The organism is Micrococcus luteus, from assembly GCF_022664405.1.
Classification (GTDB): Bacteria; Actinomycetota; Actinomycetes; order Actinomycetales; family Micrococcaceae; genus Micrococcus; species Micrococcus luteus.
Window position 1 is genome coordinate 1 of sequence record NZ_JAKRLB010000001.1, and the last position, 16900, is coordinate 16900.

Here is a 16900-nt window from a genome sequence, read left to right on the forward strand (position 1 = left end):
GTTAGCGTGAGTCATGAGTGGGTCTTTTCGGGCAGGTGGGTTGTTGAGGAACTTCCATCCTGCGGGAGAGGCCCGCTCGTCTCATCTCAGCCCGGCCCTCGTGCCAAGAACCTCATGACCCACAACACCTAGGCTGGCCCGCGTGAACCCCCTGCGCCGCCTCGACCAGTGGACGCGCCTGCACCCCGTGCGCACCGACGTGATGGCCGCCGCGGCACTGTTCACCGTGCTCGTGGCGCTGCCGTGGATCGCGCTCGGGCCGATGGTCGCCCCGGACCCCCAGGGCCGGCAGACGGCCGTCTCCCTCCTGGCCGGGGCCGGCATGGTCCTGCCGTGGGCCGTGCGTCGGGTGCGCCCGGTGGCCTCGGCCGCCGTCGTGACGGCCGCGGCCGTCCTGCACCTGCTCGCCGGGCCCGAGTTCAGCCTGTCCCTGCTGATGGTGCCGCTCACCGTCTACAACCTCGCCGCGAACGCGCCCCGGAGCATCTCCGTGGCCGGGCTCCTCACGGGGCTGGTCGGCGGCGTGGCCAACGGGGTGAAGGTGTGGCTGTTCCCGGCGCAGTTCGTCACCCCCGACGGCCTCACCGTCCGCTCCCCCGCGGAGCCGCTGGCCATGGTCATCATGGCGATCGGCTGCGGACTCATGGTGCTCACCGCGTGGGCGTTCGGCGACGTCGTGCGCAACCGCCGCCTCACCGTGCGCGCCCTCGAGGACCGCGCCCACCGCCTCGAGGTGCAGTCCCGGCAGGAGCGCGAGCTCGCCGCCGCCGACGAGCGCAGCCACATCGCCCGGGAGATGCACGACATCGTCGCCCACTCCCTGCAGGTGATCATCTCCCAGGCCGACGGTGCCCGGTACGCCGCCGCCGCCAAGCCCGCGCTCGCGGTCACCGCGCTCGAGACCATCGGCCAGACCGGCCGCTCCGCGCTCGCGGACATGCGCCAGCTGCCCGGCGTGCTCCGCGAGACCGGCGAGACCGTGGCCGGGGTGCCCGGCGTGACGGACGACGACACCCGGCGACCCGCCGACCCCGCCCCGGACCGCGCGGACCCCACCGGGACGCGTCCCGACGTCGTCGCCGCCCCCGACGGCCGCGGCGCCCGCCTGCCCCCGGGCCGCCGGCCCCAGCCGCGGCTCGCGGACCTGCCCGCGCTCGTGGAGACGATGCGGCTGTCCGGACTCGAGGTGTCCCTGCTGGAGACCGACACGCCCCGCCGTGCGCTGCCGGCGGGCGGTGAGCTGGCCGCGTACCGGATCGTGCAGGAGGCGCTCACCAACACGCTGCGCCACGGCGGGCCGGACGCGGATGCGTTCGTCACGCTCGCCTGGACGGCGCGCGGCCTGGACCTGCAGATCGACGACGACGGCCGCGGCGCCGCCGCCGACCCCGCCACCCGGGGCAGCGGCCAGGGTCTGCGGGGGGCCGCCGAGCGGACGGCCCTGTTCGGCGGGACGCTCGAGACGGGGCCGCGCGTCGGGACCGGGTACCGCGTGTCCGCCCACCTGCCGTACTCGGCGGTGTGAGGGGTGGCCGCCCCCGCCCGACTTGAGAGGATGACCCCATGAGCTCCGAGGAGACCGCCCCCGTCCGCGTGGCCCTGGTGGACGACCAGGCGTTGATCCGGTCCGGGCTGGCCATGCTCGTGGACTCGCAGCCGGACCTGACGGTCGTGGCGGAGGCGGGCAGCGGGCGCGAGGCGGTGGCGTCGGTGTCCGTGGCGGGCGCCGACGTCGTGCTGATGGACGTGCGCATGCCGGAGATGGACGGCATCGAGGCCACCCGCGCGCTGCTGCGCCGGCCGGATGCCCCGCGCGTCGTGGTGCTGACCACCTTCGACCTGGACGAGTATGCGTTCGACGCGATCGAGGCGGGCGCCAGCGGCTTCCTGCTCAAGGACGCCCCTCCCGAGGAGCTGCTCGCCGCGATCCGCACGGTGCACCGGGGCGACGCCGTGATCGCCCCGTCCACGACGCGCCGGCTCCTGACGCACATGGCCCCGCGTCTGCGCTCGGACCAGGTCCGCAGCGCCGAGTGCGAGGAGCAGCAGGCGGCCGTGGCGTCGCTGACCCCGCGCGAGCGCGAGGTGCTGGTGCTCATGGCGCAGGGCGCCGCGAATCTGGAGATCGCCGCCGAGCTCGTGCTCTCCGAGGCGACGGTGAAGACGCACGTGGGCCGGGTGTTGGCCAAGCTCGGCGCCCGCGACCGCGTGCAGGCCGTGCTCATCGCCCACCGCGCGGGCCTCGTGCAGTTCTGACCCGCCGTTCCGGCACGCCCTGCAGCCCCCGCCCTAGCCCCTGCCCCACCCCTCGTCGAGGCCCGCAGACGCGCCGCTACGCCGTCGTCGTAGCGGCGTGTCTGCGGGCCTGGGCGGCGGGCCTCGACGGCCGGCCTCGGCGGTCGGCCGGGGCGGCCGGCCTCGGCGGCCGGCCTGGGCGGCGGGGCCCTTCCCTGAGCCTCTCCCCAGGCGCCTGTCAGCACAATCACAGGTCATACCTGGGTATGAGTCGGACGCCCCGAGGTTCATCCTCATGGCCCTGCCGGTGCGCCCACCCCCTCCGCGATGCTGGACGCAGGCCCCGCAGCGGGTCCGCCGCCGCGGTGCACGCGCCGATGGCCGCCCCGGCCCGACGCGCACTGGAGGAGAGGCACCATGACCGGCAGCATCCTGGACCACCCCACCCCGACGACGTCCCGCGCCTCCGACCCAGCCGCCGAGCAGGCGCAGCGGGACAGTGAATGCGTGGCCTTCTTCGTGGCGCTGGTGACGGCCGCCGTCGTGATGCTGGGCCTGAGCCTGTTCACGGGCGTCGAGGGGCTGCTCCGCCTGGCACTCACCGCGGGCGCCGGCCTGCTCGCCGGCGCCGTCGCGTGGGCCACCGCCCGCCCCGCCCTGGAGGACGACACCCCGGGCGACTGACCCGGCCGCGCCCTCAGGGCCGCAGACCGCGCAGGTACGTGTCCAGCAGCCAGCCCCGCTGGTCCGGGCCGTGGCCCAGCAGCTCGCACTCCGGCGACCGGGTGACCATGAGCAGGCCGAACAGGTAGTCCGCCCCGGTCACGTCCGGGCCCACGAGCCCGGCCCGCCGCGCCTCGGCCACCACCTGGTCCGCGAGCTCGAGGATCACACGCTCGGCCTCGGCGATGAGGGCCTCGGGCGGCCGGTCGGCTGGGTCGAAGTCGTCCCGGGCCGCCGCGAGCGAGGCCAGGTTCACGGCCCCCAGGTCCTCGGCGAGCCGCCGCCACCGCGCCTCGGCCCCGCCGCCGTGCTCGTCCCCGCCCACCCCGTCGAGGAAGGCCTGCAGGATCCCCCCCGGTGCGGGCCACGACGTCCTCGAGCACGGCGTCCAGCAGATCCCGACGCGTGGGGAAGTGCCGGTACAGCGTCCCCACGCCGACCCCGGCCTCCTGCGCCACCCCGCGCAGGGACATCGCCGCCCCCTGGGTGGCGATGAGACGGCCGGCGGCCGCCAGCAGGTCCTGGCGGTTGGCGCGGGCGTCGGCTCTCATGTCCCCATCATCCCACTCCGCCCCGCACCGCCCGGCGGCGGGGGCCTGACGCCCTCGGGTCCACGCCTCGCCGGCCCGCCTCATCCCCGGGCATGACCCGCCGCCCGCGGAGGTGGTCCCGTCCTCCGATCCGCTCCGCCGGGTCCGCGCGGGAGAGTGGCCGCCATGGACACCGCTTCCCCCGCACACCCCGCCTCCCCCACGACCCCCGGCCCCGTCGCGCCGGGGCCGGGCACGCCGTCGTCGTCCGCCACCACGACGACGGCGCCCGCCGTCTGCGCCCGCGGCCTCACCCGCGCCTACGGGCGCGGTGACGCGCAGGTGCACGCCCTGCGCGGGGTGGACGTGGACTTCGCCTCGGGCGCGTTCACCGCGATCATGGGGCCCTCGGGGTCGGGCAAGTCGACGCTCCTGCACTGCCTGGCCGGGCTGGACGCGCGGACCTCGGGCTCCGTGAGGATCGGCGGCACGGAGATCACAGGACTGGACGACACCGCCCTGACCCGCCTGCGCCGCGACCGCGTGGGCTTCGTGTTCCAGGCCTTCAACCTCGTGCCCACGCTCACGGCCGAGCAGAACATCGTGCTGCCGCTCGAGCTGGCCGGCCGCACCCCGGACCGTGCGTGGCTGGACGAGATCACCCGGGCCCTGGGCCTCGCGGACCGGCTGGGCCACCGCCCGCACGAGCTCTCGGGCGGTCAGCAGCAGCGCGTCGCCGTCGCCCGCGCCCTGCTCACCCGACCGGACGTCGTGTTCGGGGACGAGCCCACCGGCAACCTGGACACCGCCACCTCCGCCGAGGTGCTCGGCCTGCTGCGCCGGTCCGCGCGGGAGATGGGCCAGACCGTCATCATGGTCACCCACGACCCCGTGGCCGCCTCCGCCGCCGACCGCGTCGTGCTGCTCGCGGACGGCCGGCTGGCCGGCGAGCTCGTGGACCCCACGGTCGAGTCCGTCACCGCGGCCCTGACCGCCCTGTCCGCCCCGGCCGAGGGCGGGGTGCGCTGACCATGTGGACCGTCGCCCTCTCCCAGCTGCGCACCCAGCCGCGCCGCTACGTCTCCCTGGTGCTGGCCATCCTGATCGGCACCCTGTTCCTCGCGGCCTCCTTCCTCGTCTCCTCGACGGCGCAGGCCACCCTGCGCGCCACGCTCGGCAGCACCTACGCCGGCGCCGACCTCGTGGTCCTGCCGGGCGGGTCCGAGGACGTCTGCGACCTCGCCGGCACCGGTGCCGAGCCCGGCCCGCTGGCCCGCCTGGACGGCGTCGAGGAGGCGTACGCCCTGCGGATGGCGTGGGCGACGGCCCGCGCCGCGGACGCCGAGTTCGGCACCACGGTGATGCCCCTGCCCCGCGACCCGGCCCTGGCGGGCCTGACCGTGACCGCCGGCACCCTGCCCGCCGCCGACGACGCCCGCGGCGTCACCCTCGACGCGCAGACCGCGGACCGGCACGGGGTGGCCGTGGGCGACGTCGTCACGCTGGCGGGCGAGTCCGGGCCCGCCCCGGCCACCACGCCGCTCGACGCGGTGGTCACGGGCCTGACCCAGCCCTCCCCCGACCCGATGCTCTCCGGGCAGGCGCAGGTGTGGGCCTCGTCCGCGGCGCTGACCGCGGTGCAGGGCCAGGACGGGGAGGCCGGGTTCACCCCCCATCTGCTGCTGCGCCTGGCCGACGGGGCGGACGTCCCCGCCGTCGCCGAGGCCGCCCGCGCCGAGGCCGCCGCGGCCGGGGTGGACGTCGACGTCGCGACCCCGGACGAGGCCGTGCGCTCGGCGGTGACGCAGCTGAGCGGCGGCACCGACCTGCTGGGCTGGGTGCTCGGCGGCTTCGCGGCGCTGGCCCTGCTGGTGACCGCGCTGGTCATCGCGAACACCTTCCAGGTGCTCGTGGCCCAGCGCACCCGTGACCTCGCGCTGTTGCGCACCATCGGCTCGACGACGGCCCAGGTGCGGGCCTCCGTGCTGACCGAGGCCGCCGTCGTGGGCGTGGTGGGCTCCGTGCTGGGCGCCGGGCTCGCCGTGGCGATCGTGGCCGGCGTGGCCGCGGCCGCCCGCGCGATGCTGGACCTGCCGTTCCTCACGTTCGGGCTGCACCCGGCAGGGCTCGCCGTCTCGGTGGCCGTGGGTGTGGCGGTGACGGTCCTGGCCGCGCTGGCCCCCGCGGTGGCCGCGACGCGCGTCGCCCCGCTCGAGGCCCTGCGGCCCAAGGACGAGGTGACCGCCGGATCGCGCGGCGGCCGGGTCCGCGCGGCGATCGGGCTGGTGCTGGCCGTCGGCGGCACCGCGCTCATGCTGGGGGGTGTGTCCGTCCGGGAGCCGGTCTCAGCGATCGGCGGCGGCGCGCTGTGCTTCGTGGGCGTGCTCCTGCTGGCACGGCTGTTCGTGCCCGCCGCGGTGCGAGGGGCGGCCGTGCTGGCGCGTCCGGCCGGCGTCCCCGGGCACCTGGCCGGGCTGAACGCGGTGCGCCACCGGTCCCGGACCGCTGCCACCGCCGCGGCCCTGCTCGTGGGCACCACCCTCGTGGCGCTGTTCCTCACCGGCGGGCGCACCGCCCAGGAGCAGACGGCCCTCGCCCTGGACACCGCCTACCCGGTGGACCTCGTGGTGCAGCTGCCCGCCGACGCGGACCCGGCCCGCGCGGCCGAGGCCGTCGCCGCGACGGAGGACGTGCAGGCGGTGGCCCTGGCCACCCCCGTGGGCACCACGGAGAACGGGTCCCCCGTGCTGGCGACGCCGGCGGCGGACCTGCGCGCCGTCGTCGCGCGCCTGCCCGAGGGCGTCACCGGCCTCGGCGACCCCGGCACGGCGCTCGTGCCCGACTGGGTCGAGGCGGATCCGGTCCGCGCGGAGGTGGCGGGGGCCGCGCAGACGTTCGCCCCGGTGCGCGCCGGCTCGCTGAGCTCCGGCGTGTACGTGGCGGCCGAGCCGCTGCGCGAGGCCGGGTGGGACGGAGCCGCGGACGCCGCCGTGCCGGGCCAGCTGCTCGTCGCCCTCGACCCCGGCGTCCCCGTCGACCGCCTGCAGGGCCTGAGCGAGGACGTGACCCGGGCCGCGGGCGACGGGGCGGCCGTGATCGACGGCGGGGCCGGCGAGCGCGCGCTCTACGCCCGGATCATCGACGCGATGCTCGGGATCGTGGTGGCGCTGCTGGCGGTGTCCGTGCTGATCGCGCTGATCGGCGTGGCGAACACGCTGAGCCTGTCCGTAATCGAGCGGACGCGCGAGAACGCGCTGCTGCGGGCCCTCGGCCTGACGCGAGGCGGACTGCGCGGGGCGATCGCGATCGAGGCCGTGCTGATCGCGGCCGTGGCCGCCGTGCTGGGCTGCGCCCTCGGGGTGTGCTACGGCTGGGCGGGGGCGCAGCTGGTCCTCGCCGACCTCTCCGCGACCGCGGGCGCCGGGACCGCGGTGCGCCCGGTCGTGCCGTGGCTCGAGCTCGGGCTGGTGGTGGCCGTGGCGGCGCTGGCCGGCCTGGCGGCGTCGCTGCTGCCCGCGCGTCGGGCGGCCCGGCTGAGCCCCGTGGCGGGCCTGGCCGCGGTGTGAGCGAGCGGGGCGCGGTGTGAGCGGGCGGGCCACGGTGTGAGCCGGGCCACGCCACGGCCCTCACTCGCGCGCTGCCCGGCGGCCGGCGTCGTCGTCGACCGTCCGGAATCGTCTGCGGAACTGACCCTTCTGGGGGGTCTGATCCCGCCTCAGAAGGGTCAGTTCCGCAGACGATTCGCCGGGGCCGAGCCGGGGGCGCCCGCGGCCCTGCGGCCGTCCGCACGGCGGTAGGCCATCGCGAGCACGGCCCCGGAGAGGTTATGCCAGATCGAGAACACGGCGCCCGGCAGGGCTGCCGCCGGCGAGATGTACTGCGCGGCGAGGCCCGCGGCCAGGCCCGAGTTCTGCATGCCGACCTCGATCGAGACCGTGCGCGCCACGGGCGTGGGCAGCCGGAACAGCTTCGCCGCGCCGTAGCCGAGCAGGTAGCCGAGCCCGTTGTGCAGCACCACCGCAGCGAACACCAGCAGGCCCGCCGACAGCACGCGCGAGGCGCTGTTCCCGACGACGGCGGCCACCACCAGCGCGATGAACACCACCGAGACCCACGGCAGGGCGGGCAGCACGCGGTCGACGACGCGGCGCAGCAGCAGGCGCACGACGAGTCCGCCCAGGACCGGCAGGAGCACGATGTTCACGATGGACTTCGCCATGGCGCCACCGTCGACGGCCATGTACTGGCCTGCCAGCCACAGGGTGAGCAGCGGCGTGAGCAGCGGAGCCAGGAGCGTGGACACGGAGGTCATGGCCACGGACAGGGCGGTGTCGGCGCGGGCGAGGTAGCTGACCACGTTCGAGGACGTGCCGCCCGGGGCCGAGCCCACGAGGATCACGCCCGCCGCGAGCTCGGGTGGCAGCTGGAGCACGACGGCGACGCCGAGCCCCAGCAGCGGCATGATCGCGTACTGCGCCACCACGCCCAGCAGCACGGGCAGCGGTCGGCGGGCGACGAGGCCGAAGTCCGGAAGGGTCAGCGTCAGGCCCATGCCGAACATGATGATCCCGAGGAACAGGTTGACCTGGGGCAGCAGCGTCTTCGCGGCGGTCGGGGCGAGGAAGCCCACGAGCGCGGCGGCGAGCACCAGCAGCGGGAAGACGGTGACGGCGATGCGTGCGGAGCGGTCTTCCGCGCGGCGGGCGTCGGTGGGGGCGGGATCCGGTGCGGTCATCCCGTCATGGTAGGAGCGCGACCGCGGTGCGTCGTCGCGTGACGCGGCGCCGTCGTCGGCCTTCCGGAATCTTCTGCGCCTCTGACCCTTCTGGACGTCCGCTCCCGCCCCAGAAGGGTCAGGTCCGCAGACGATCCTCCGCGCCACCGGCGTCGAGACCGCCTCGCTCCGCGATCGCGGCCCGCACCAGCGCCACCGTCTCGACGAATCCCCGCCACCGGTCCGTCCCCGCCACCCGGATGTTGAGCCAGCCCTGACGCAGGAACACCGCGTCCCGGCGGGTGTCCTTGCCGACCTGCGCGGCGCCGTCGTGGGTCTTGCCCTCGTAGTGGATCGCGATCCGCCACCGCCGGTAGCCGAGGTCCGCGCTTGCGGGGTGCCACAGCGAGTAGTCGGGGTCCCAGAGCTCGATCTGCAGGTCCGGCTCGGGCAGCCCCGCGGCCATCAGCGCCAGGCGCAGCTCGGTCTCGACCGGGGAGTCGGACCCGGTGCGCACGAGCGCCAGCGCCTCCCGCGCCCGCACGATCCCGGCCTCGCCGGTGTGCCGCTCGAGCGCGGCGCCGAGGTCGCGGCGGGTGGCCAGCGCGACCTTCCCCCGCCGCTCGTCCTCCCGTGCCAGCCGACCCCCCACCGCCACGAGCGCGTCCCGGTCCAGGACGGTGGCCAGGTGGAACCAGGTGTCGGCGTGCGAGGTCCATCGCAGCCCGTGCAGCCGGTCCCTCCGCACGAGGACGCGGTCCAGGTCCACGAGCCGGGTGCGCACGCCGGGCTCCCGTAGCACCCGGCGGGTGCGGGACCGCAGGACGGTGGGACGCACCCGGGCCTTCACGTCGTCCGGGAGGGGCCAGCCCAGCAGCCGGGCCACGGACTCTCCGGTCACCACGACGTCGGGACGCATCGCCGCCAGGTCCTGCAGCCGGGACAGCTCGGTGGCGAGGGGACGCGCGGGCGGCGTCGCCCCGGTGACGGGGCCGATCCAGCGGTAGTGGCCGTGCGTGACGCGTTCGACGTCCCGGCTGCGCAGCCGCGACCCGGACACCCCGGCGGCCAGCGCCTGCGCCCGCGTGAACGGGGCGTCCTGGAGGTGGGCGGGGAAGGGTCCGGGCACGCGCATGGCCCCGATCCTGCTCGCTCCCGACGTCGGCGGGTCGGGTTGTCCACAGGCCATGCGGCGGAGTCGGGGCGACGTCGTCGTGGGCGTCCTGCCGCGCGCGGGGAATCCGTTGCACATCTGACCCTTCCGGGCCGCCGCGCAGCGCTCGGAAGGGTCGGATCCGCAGAAGATTCCGGGATCACCCGCTCAGCCCGTACTCCTTCAGCATCTTCCGGGCCTCCTGGGTGCCGGCCCTCTGCAGCTCGAGCAGCTGCGCGTAGATCCCGCCGGACGCGGCCAGCTCGGCCGGGGTCCCGATCTCCTGCACCTGCCCGCCGCGCAGCGTGACGATCCGGTCCACGGACGCGATCGTGCTCAGCCGGTGCGCCACGATCAGGCTCGACCGCCCCACCATCAGGTCCTCGAGGGCCGCCTGCACGAGCCGTTCGGACTTCGTGTCCAGTGCGGAGGTGGCCTCGTCCAGCACAAGGATCGGCGCGTCCTTCAGCACGGCCCGCGCCACCGCGATCCGCTGCCTCTGCCCGCCGGACAGCCGCAGCCCCCGCTCGCCGATCACCTGCTCGTAGCCGTCGTCGAACGCCTCCACGAACCCGTCCGCGAACGCCGCCTTCGCCGCGGCCCGGACGCGTTCGTCGGAGGCGTCGGCGTCCGCGTAGGCGATGTTCTCGCGCACCGTCCCGGAGAACAGGCTCGGCTCCTGGAACACGGTGGCGATCCGCCCGCGCAGCGCGGCCAGGTCCAGCCCGGCGACGTCCTGTCCGAACACCTCGATGCGTCCGCTCGTCACCGGGTACAGCCCCAGCAGCAGGTGCGCGATGGTCGACTTCCCGCCGCCCGACTCGCCCACGAGCGCCACCCTGGCACCCTGAGGGATGTCGAAGGACACGCGGTCCAGCACGGGGCGGGAGGCGTCGGCGTCGTAGGCGAAGGAGACCTCGTCGAAGCGGACTGCCGGCACGTCCGCGGGGACGTCCGGCGCACCCGCCACGACGTCGGCCCGCGGCTCCGCCGGCGCGCGCGGTGCGTCCGCGCCCGCCACCGCGAGCGCCGCCCCGCCGGCCCGCTCGCGCTCCTCGGCGAGCACCTCGAAGTAGTCCTTCGACCCGGCGACGGCCCGCTGGGCGGAGTCCACGAGGAAGCTCATGGAGAAGATCGGCTGCCGGGCCATGTTCATCAGCTGCAGGAGGATCACCATGTCGCCCACGGAGAACAGGCCCTGCGCGGTGCGGACGAACACGATCAGGTACATCGCGCCGAAGGCCACGTTCAGGGCGAGCCGGCGCCCGGCGTCCATGCCGTGCCAGAACCGGGACTGCTGCCGGGTGATTCCCACGGTCCGCAGGAACCGGTCGCGGAACCCGCTGAGCTCGTGGTCCTGCCGGTTGTAGGCCCGCACCACAGACATCTGGGAGACCACCTCGGCGAACCGCCCCGAGGCGATGTCCACCTCCGTGTTCTTCTCCCCCTCCCACACCTGCCACTTCGTGGAGGTGCGCGCGGTGAGCCACATGTACACGGGGAAGACGACGGCCAGCAGGATCGCCAGCGGCCACCAGTAGAACGCGGTGATCACGAGCACCGCGGCGGTGGTGATGAGCATGGTGAACGCGTTGTTCGCGAAGAACTGCAGGAACTGGGTGAGCTCGTTGATGGTGCGGTTCAACCGGTTGACGACCCGCCCGGTGATCGCGGTGTCGAAGTACCGCTGGGGCAGGTGCAGCAGCTGCTCGAAGTACCGCGTGGAGAGGATGGTGCGCATGCGTGCGGCCATCACGTCGCCCCAGTAGCCGCCGACGCTCACCACCAGGGTGGTCGCCACCTCGACGGCGAGGAACGCGACCGCCAGCCAGGTCACCGCGGTGACGGCCTCGGCCACGTCGGTCTCCCCCGCGACGGCGGCGACGATCCGGTCCGTGGCCGCACCGATCAGGAACGGGGTGGCCAGGGCCAGCACCGCGGCCAGCACGGAGCTGACGGCGATGCCGAGGTAGAGGCGGTTGAGCTGGGGCGCGAAGCGCAGGATGCGGAGCAGCGACGTCACCGGGCCAGGCTAGTGGCCGGGGCGGACGTCAGCGCGGGCCGGTCGGCCCGCGCTGACGTCAGAACGGGGGCGTGGCGGCGACGGCGGCCAGCACGGGGTGCAGCAGCGGGGCCACGCCGTGCCCGCCCGGTGCGGCCGGGGCGGCGGGGTCCATCCAGTGCAGCGCGACGATCTCGTCCGTCGGCTCGGGGACCTCGTGCCGGGCGACGGGCCGCCACAGCGCGAACACCTCCGAGTGCAGGGCGGCGCCGGGCTCGTTGGCGGCGGCGGTGTCCCACGCGCCGAGGCGGGTCAGCTCGTCCGGGCGCAGGCGCAGCCCGGTCTCCTCGGCCACCTCGCGGACGGCGGTGTCCACGGGGGCCTCGCCGGGCAGGTGCTTGCCGCCGGGGAACATGAACATGGCGGTGCCGGCCTTGCGGACGGTCAGCACGCGGCGGTCCGGGCGGGCCAGCACGACGGCGGAGACGCGGATGACCTCCCCGGCCGTGACGGTCGGGGTGCGGGCGGAGTCGGAGGGGGAAGGACTCATGCCCCCATCATCCTCCCCGCGCGGCTCAGAGGAGCGTGAGCCCCACCTTCACGGCGATTCCCAGCATGAGCACGCCCACCACGGCGTCCACGATCCGCCACGTCCGCGCCGAGTCCATGGACGGGGCGAGCTTGGTGCCGCCCCAGCCGAGCGCGGTGAACCACACGAGCGAGGCCGCCACCGCGCCGCCCACGTACGCCCACTTCGCTGCCCCGAATGTCTGCGCGAAGGTGCCCATCATGACCACGGTGTCGAGGATGGCGTGCGGGTTCACCAGGGAGACGGACAGCGCCAGCAGGATGATCCGCGGCAGCGGCGTCTGCGGGCGGTCCAGCGCCACGCGGCGCGGCTGCACGCGCTGCCGCACCGTCACCGACCCGCCGCCCGAGGGGGCGCCGAAGCCGGGCGCGCCGTCGTCGTGATGCCCGACGCCGGCCCCGGCCGGCTCGCGCTCGGCCAGGCGGCCGGTCACCGGGTCGATCAGCGGCAGCTCACCGGTGAGGACCGCGAGGTCGATGCGGTCGGGGCCGTGCCCGGTCCCCTCGACGTCCGCGGCCGCGGTGCTGAGGGTCCGGTCCCCGCGCCAGGCGGAGCGCAGCGCGCCCGCGGCGAACCCGAGGAGGTAGACCACGCCGGCCACGGTCAGCGCGGGCACGAGCCACGGCCAGCGCTCGGCCACCACGCCCACGCCGCCGGCGCCGAGCACGAGCAGCGCCACATCGGCCACGAAGCACACGGTCAGGACGGTCCACACGCGGTCGCGTCGGACGATCTGGCGCAGCAGGAACAGGGTCTGCGCGCCGATGGCGACGATGAGGGCGAGGTAGGTCAGGAATCCGGTGGCGAAGATGGTCACCGAGCGAGGATAGGAGCCGTCCCACGTCCGTGCCATCGCGATCTTCTTCAGGATCTGAAGACATCCGTCATGGCCACCCCTACCCTGGACCGCATGAACTCCGACCACCTGCGCGCCCTCGTCGCGGCCGTCGACCACGGCACCTTCGACGCCGCCGCGGACTCCCTGCGGATCTCCGGCTCGGCCTTCTCGCAGCGGATCAAGGCCCTGGAGCGGCAGGTGGGCCAGGTGCTCCTGGCCCGCACCGTCCCCGTCCGGCCGACCGCGGCCGGAGAGCGCATGCTCCGTCTCGCCCGGCAGACCCTCGCGCTCGAGGACGAGACGCTCGCCGCGCTCGGCCGGGGTGACGGCGGCCGCGTGCCGCTGCGCGTGGCCCTCAACGCGGACTCCCTCGACACGTGGTGGGAGCCCGTGCTGCGCGAGGCGGCGACGTGGGACGACGTCGTCCTGCAGATGCAGTCCGAGGACCAGGAGCACACCGCCGTCCTGCTGCGGGACGGCGCGGTCGTGGCCGCCGTGACGGACGACCCCACGCCCGTGGCCGGGTGCACCTCCACCCCGCTGGGCACGATGCGCTATCACGCGGTGTGCGCGTCCTTCCTGCTGGAGCTGCACCGCGACGCGCGGGGCCGGGTGGACTTCGGCTCGCTGCCGATCGTGGACTACGGCCCCCGTGACGGCCTGCAGCACACGGTGCTGCGCCGCGTCACCCGCGGCCGGCCCGTGGCCGACCCGCCGACCCACCTCGTGCCGTCCGTGCACGCGTATCTGCGGGCGGTGGAGCTCGGGCTGGGCTGGGGCATGCTCCCCTCGGTGCAGATCCCGCCGGGCGTGCTCGAGGGCCGGCACCCCGACCTCGAGACGATCCCGGCCCTCGGCGCGGCCGACGTGCACCTGCACTGGCAGCGCTGGACGGCCGGGACCGCGGCTCTGGACCGCCTCACGGACGCGGTGCTGCGCGCCGCGCCCTCGGCGGGGGACACCGCGGACTGACGGGCGCATTCGAGACCCGCCCCGGACACACCGCGACCCCCGCCGGAGGGGCGGGGGTCGCGGTCACGGGCCGCTCGGGGCGGCCGGGGTCGGGTCAGCGGGCGTCGCCGGTGCCCGGGCGGCGGGTGGCGTCGCCCAGGGTGCCGTCGGCCTCGCGACGGCGGGCGTCCGCGCCCTCGGTGCGCACGTCGCCGGCGCGGTCGTCCACGCGGTGCACGTCATGGTCACGGTGCGCGCCGGCCACGTGGTGGTCGCGGCGCACGGGCTCGGCGTGCACCTCACGCTTGCGGCGACCGGCCAGGCCCGCGAGGCCCAGCAGGCCGGCCAGGCCCCACAGGCCCCAGTTGCCGTTGTCGTCCTTCTCCTCCTCCTGGGGGGCGGGCGACTCGGAGGCCGGTGCCGTGGTGGCGGTCTCGGTGGCCGGGGCCGTGGTCTGCGCGACGGCGGCGGGGGCACCGAGGCCGGTGACGACGGCGGCGCCGAGGGTCAGGGCGGTGGCGGTGCGGCGGATGTCAGTCATGATCGTGCTCCTCTCACCGGCGGCCTGCGCCGACCGGCGTCGGGGTGGATCGGCCGGAAGTCCCGGACGACCCTGTCGGTCATACACAGGCACCGTACGCATAGGGGGGTGGGGATACGTCAACGGTTGCCGTCCCGGGGTCAGGGCCGGCCGGCCCGGGCGGAGCCGCAGCAGGAGCCCGCAGCCCCCGGCCCGGCGCGCCCCGGGGTGCAGGGCACGACGACGTCGAAACGCGTCCACCCGCCCTCGGACGCCACGGTCACGTCCCCGCCGTGGCTGCGCGCGATCGAGCGCACGATGGCCAGACCCAGACCCGTGGACGGCTCCGTGCCCGGGGGGCCCGTCCGGCCCTTCCCGGGGCCGCGGACGAAGCGGTGGAAGAGGGTGGCGTGTCGGTCGGCCGGGATGCCGCCGCCGTCGTCGTGGACGCTGACGAGCATGAAGCCGGGCCGGGGCTGGTCCTGCCGCACGGAGGCCGTGACGGTGGTCCCGACGGGGGTGTGCTTGGCCGCGTTGGAGAGCAGGTTGCCGACCACGCGGGCCAGCTGCGACCGGTCACCGGTGACGGACCGCTGGGTGCCCGGCTCCACCCCCTCGGGCAGGTCCACCACCCACGTGTGGTCCGGCCACGCCGCGCGGGCGTCCATCACCCCCTCGAGGACCACCTCGGACAGATCCACCCGTTCGGCCAGCGCCACCTCCTCGGAGGGCTCCAGGCCCATGGCCCGGCCGCGCGAGACGGACTCGAGCCGTTCGAGCAGGAGCATGTCGTCCACGAGGGCGGCCATCCGGTCGGCCTGGAACAGCACCCGGTCGAGCGACCGCCGGCCGGTCGCGGAGAGCTCCTCCGTCATCGCGATCATCTCGGCGTAGCCGCGCACCGAGGCGAGCGGCGTGCGCAGCTCGTGGGAGGCGTCCGCCATGAACCGGCGCATCTGCTGCTCCTGCACGCGGCGCTGCTCCAGGGCCGCCTCGACCGAGCCGGTGAACCGGTCGAGCGCCTGGGCGACGACGGCCACCTCGTCCGGCCCCTGCAGGAGCCGAGGCGGCATGCGTGAGTCCTCCGGATCGAGCCCGGCGCGGGCCATGTCCACCTGGGCGACCCGCTCGGCGACGGCGGCGACCTCGCGCAGCGGGGCCAGTCCCCGACGCAGCCACAGGGTCACCAGGATCGCGGTGGTGAGGACGGTGACGGACAGTCCGACGGCGACCGCGAGCAGCGCCTGCCGTGTGACGTCGGACATGGCGCCCGTCGGCGCCCCCACCACGAGCACCTGGTCCGCGGCCACCCAGGGGCCCGGCGCGGTCAGGGTCTGGGCCTGGACGCGATAGGAGACGTCGCCGACGACGGCGTCCAGCATCGGCCCGCCCGGCCGGTCCCGGAGGGCGTGCAGAAGGTCGTGGGCCTCCCGCGCCGTGAGCGGCACGGACTCCCCGGCGTCACCGACCCGGTGCCCGATGAGGGCGTCCTGCTGATGCTCCTCCAGACCGGAGAGCGGGACGAGCGCGACCACCGTGCCCTCGGGCTGGCCGAGGGTGCCCGGCACGCGGAGGTCCCCCTGCCCCGGGCCGCCGTCGCCCCCTCCGCCCGGCGAGGGGGCCGTCAGCTGCTCCGAGGCGCGGATCCATGCTTCGGAGGCGTCCCGGGAGGCGGATTCGGTCAGCAGGGCCTTCGTGATGCCGGCCGCGTAGAACGAGTAGGCCAGGATGGTGGCCATCAGGATCAGAAGGACGCCGGCGCCGATGCGTCGGGCCAGCGACGTGGGCCGCCTGCGGCGGGTGCTGCCGTGCCCCGACGGGACCGCGGCGGTCTCAGGCAGGCCGGATGACATACCCGGCGCCGCGGATGGTGTGGATCATGGGATCCCGGTCCGCGTCGATCTTCTTCCGCAGGTAGGAGATGTACAGCTCGACGATGTTCGCGCGGCCGCCGAAGTCGTAGCCCCAGACGTCCTGCAGGATGCGCTCCTTGGAGAGCACCGTGCGGACGTTGGCCATGAGGAACTTCAGCAGGTTGTACTGCGTGGCCGTCAGCTCGATCTCGTCGCCGCCGCGGGTCACCTCGTGGGTGCGGGTGTTCATCACCAGGTCGCCGACCACGAGCACCTCGGAGCCGCCCGAGACCACGCCGGAGCGCTGCACGAGCCGGTGCGCGCGGATGAGCACCTCCTCCATGGAGAAGGGCTTGGTCACGTAGTCGTCGCTGCCGGCGGCCAGGCCCGCCACGCGGTCCTCGGTCGCGTCCTTGGCGGTGAGGAACATGGCGGGCATCTCCGACCAGTGGGCGCGCAGGCGATCCAGGACGTCCAGGCCGTCCATGTCCGGCAGCATGACGTCCAGGATCGCCAGGTCCGGACGGCCGGCGGTGCCCAGCTCGGCGGCGGTCGCGCCGTCGTGGGCCACGATCACCTCCCAGCCGCAGAGGGTGAAGCCCATGGAGAGCAGGTCGGCGATCATCGGCTCGTCGTCCACGACGAGCACCCGCACCGGCGCGCCGTCCGGGTGCGAGAGCTCGGGCAGGACCTTCTTCAGCTCCGCCATGGATGACGGGCCGGTGGTGCTCTGGATGGGGCTCACAAGGTTCCTCTACGTTCAAGAGACGGTTCACGGTGCCCACGCGGACG

The 16900-nt window shown here is 75.2% G+C and carries 15 protein-coding genes and 1 pseudogene; 6 read left to right on the forward strand and 10 right to left on the reverse strand.

The genetic code is table 11. The annotated features are described in order from the left end of the window. Positions 1-142: 142 nt before the first annotated feature. The 3 genes from MF605_RS00005 (at position 143) to MF605_RS00015 (ending at position 2919) form a co-directional block, all read left to right on the forward strand. A complete protein-coding gene (locus MF605_RS00005) occupies positions 143-1525 on the forward strand; it encodes a sensor histidine kinase (protein ID WP_044659311.1) in 1383 nt (460 codons plus the stop codon). A gap of 38 nt (positions 1526-1563) precedes the next feature. Beyond that, on the forward strand, positions 1564-2256 hold the full coding sequence (locus MF605_RS00010; protein ID WP_012751126.1) for a response regulator: 693 nt from the start codon (positions 1564-1566) through the stop codon (positions 2254-2256). A gap of 396 nt (positions 2257-2652) precedes the next feature. After that, positions 2653-2919: a hypothetical protein gene (locus MF605_RS00015; RefSeq protein ID WP_134416243.1), complete on the forward strand. Its 267-nt coding sequence runs from the start codon at positions 2653-2655 to the stop codon at positions 2917-2919. Positions 2920-2932: 13 nt separating this feature from the next. Here the strand turns inward: MF605_RS00015 and MF605_RS00020 are convergent, their stop codons facing one another. Both MF605_RS00020 and MF605_RS12050 read right to left on the reverse strand, forming a co-directional pair. Continuing rightward, positions 2933-3283 carry an SbtR family transcriptional regulator gene (locus MF605_RS00020; protein WP_242821208.1) on the reverse strand — a complete coding sequence of 117 codons (351 nt, stop codon included), beginning with the start codon at positions 3281-3283 and terminating at the stop codon, positions 2933-2935. A gap of 115 nt (positions 3284-3398) precedes the next feature. Further along, positions 3399-3593, reverse strand: a pseudogene (locus tag MF605_RS12050) (hypothetical protein); the annotation flags it as partial. Positions 3594-3674: 81 nt separating this feature from the next. Here MF605_RS12050 and MF605_RS00030 point away from each other — a divergent pair. Continuing rightward, the gene (locus MF605_RS00030; RefSeq protein WP_134416241.1) at positions 3675-4517 is read left to right on the forward strand and encodes an ABC transporter ATP-binding protein; all 843 of its coding nucleotides are present in this window, start codon (positions 3675-3677) and stop codon (positions 4515-4517) included. A gap of 2 nt (positions 4518-4519) precedes the next feature. Further along, entirely contained in the window at positions 4520-7054 is a 2535-nt protein-coding gene (locus tag MF605_RS00035) for an FtsX-like permease family protein (RefSeq protein WP_242821209.1), read from the forward strand. A gap of 158 nt (positions 7055-7212) precedes the next feature. On the opposite strand, the gene MF605_RS00040 is transcribed toward MF605_RS00035, so the two are convergent. The 5 genes from MF605_RS00040 to MF605_RS00060 form a co-directional block, all read right to left on the reverse strand. Further along, positions 7213-8223 (reverse strand): bile acid:sodium symporter family protein, encoded by a 1011-nt coding sequence (locus MF605_RS00040; RefSeq protein WP_134416239.1) that lies wholly within the window; start codon positions 8221-8223, stop codon positions 7213-7215. A gap of 118 nt (positions 8224-8341) precedes the next feature. Continuing rightward, the gene (locus tag MF605_RS00045) at positions 8342-9337 is read right to left on the reverse strand and encodes a putative endonuclease domain-containing protein (protein WP_134416237.1); all 996 of its coding nucleotides are present in this window, start codon (positions 9335-9337) and stop codon (positions 8342-8344) included. A 178-nt stretch (positions 9338-9515) separates the two neighbouring features. Further along, positions 9516-11378: an ABC transporter ATP-binding protein gene (locus MF605_RS00050; protein ID WP_134416235.1), complete on the reverse strand. Its 1863-nt coding sequence runs from the start codon at positions 11376-11378 to the stop codon at positions 9516-9518. Between the two features lie 58 nt (positions 11379-11436). Further along, positions 11437-11907, reverse strand: coding sequence for an NUDIX hydrolase (locus MF605_RS00055; RefSeq protein ID WP_078025661.1), 471 nt, complete (start codon positions 11905-11907; stop codon positions 11437-11439). Between the two features lie 25 nt (positions 11908-11932). Further along, the gene (locus tag MF605_RS00060; RefSeq protein ID WP_227717951.1) at positions 11933-12763 is read right to left on the reverse strand and encodes a LysE/ArgO family amino acid transporter; all 831 of its coding nucleotides are present in this window, start codon (positions 12761-12763) and stop codon (positions 11933-11935) included. Between the two features lie 69 nt (positions 12764-12832). Here MF605_RS00060 and MF605_RS00065 point away from each other — a divergent pair, with 69 nt between their 5' ends. Continuing rightward, positions 12833-13756 (forward strand): ArgP/LysG family DNA-binding transcriptional regulator, encoded by a 924-nt coding sequence (locus MF605_RS00065; protein WP_078025660.1) that lies wholly within the window; start codon positions 12833-12835, stop codon positions 13754-13756. 94 nt (positions 13757-13850) lie between these two features. On the opposite strand, the gene MF605_RS00070 is transcribed toward MF605_RS00065, so the two are convergent. The 3 genes from MF605_RS00070 to MF605_RS00080 form a co-directional block, all read right to left on the reverse strand. After that, a complete protein-coding gene (locus tag MF605_RS00070) occupies positions 13851-14276 on the reverse strand; it encodes a WGxxGxxG family protein (RefSeq protein ID WP_061866758.1) in 426 nt (141 codons plus the stop codon). Between the two features lie 140 nt (positions 14277-14416). Then, positions 14417-15994, reverse strand: coding sequence for a HAMP domain-containing sensor histidine kinase (locus MF605_RS00075; protein WP_225348784.1), 1578 nt, complete (start codon positions 15992-15994; stop codon positions 14417-14419). Positions 15995-16088: 94 nt separating this feature from the next. Continuing rightward, a complete protein-coding gene (locus MF605_RS00080; RefSeq protein WP_036314541.1) occupies positions 16089-16817 on the reverse strand; it encodes a response regulator transcription factor in 729 nt (242 codons plus the stop codon). Between the last annotated feature and the right edge of the window lie 83 nt (positions 16818-16900).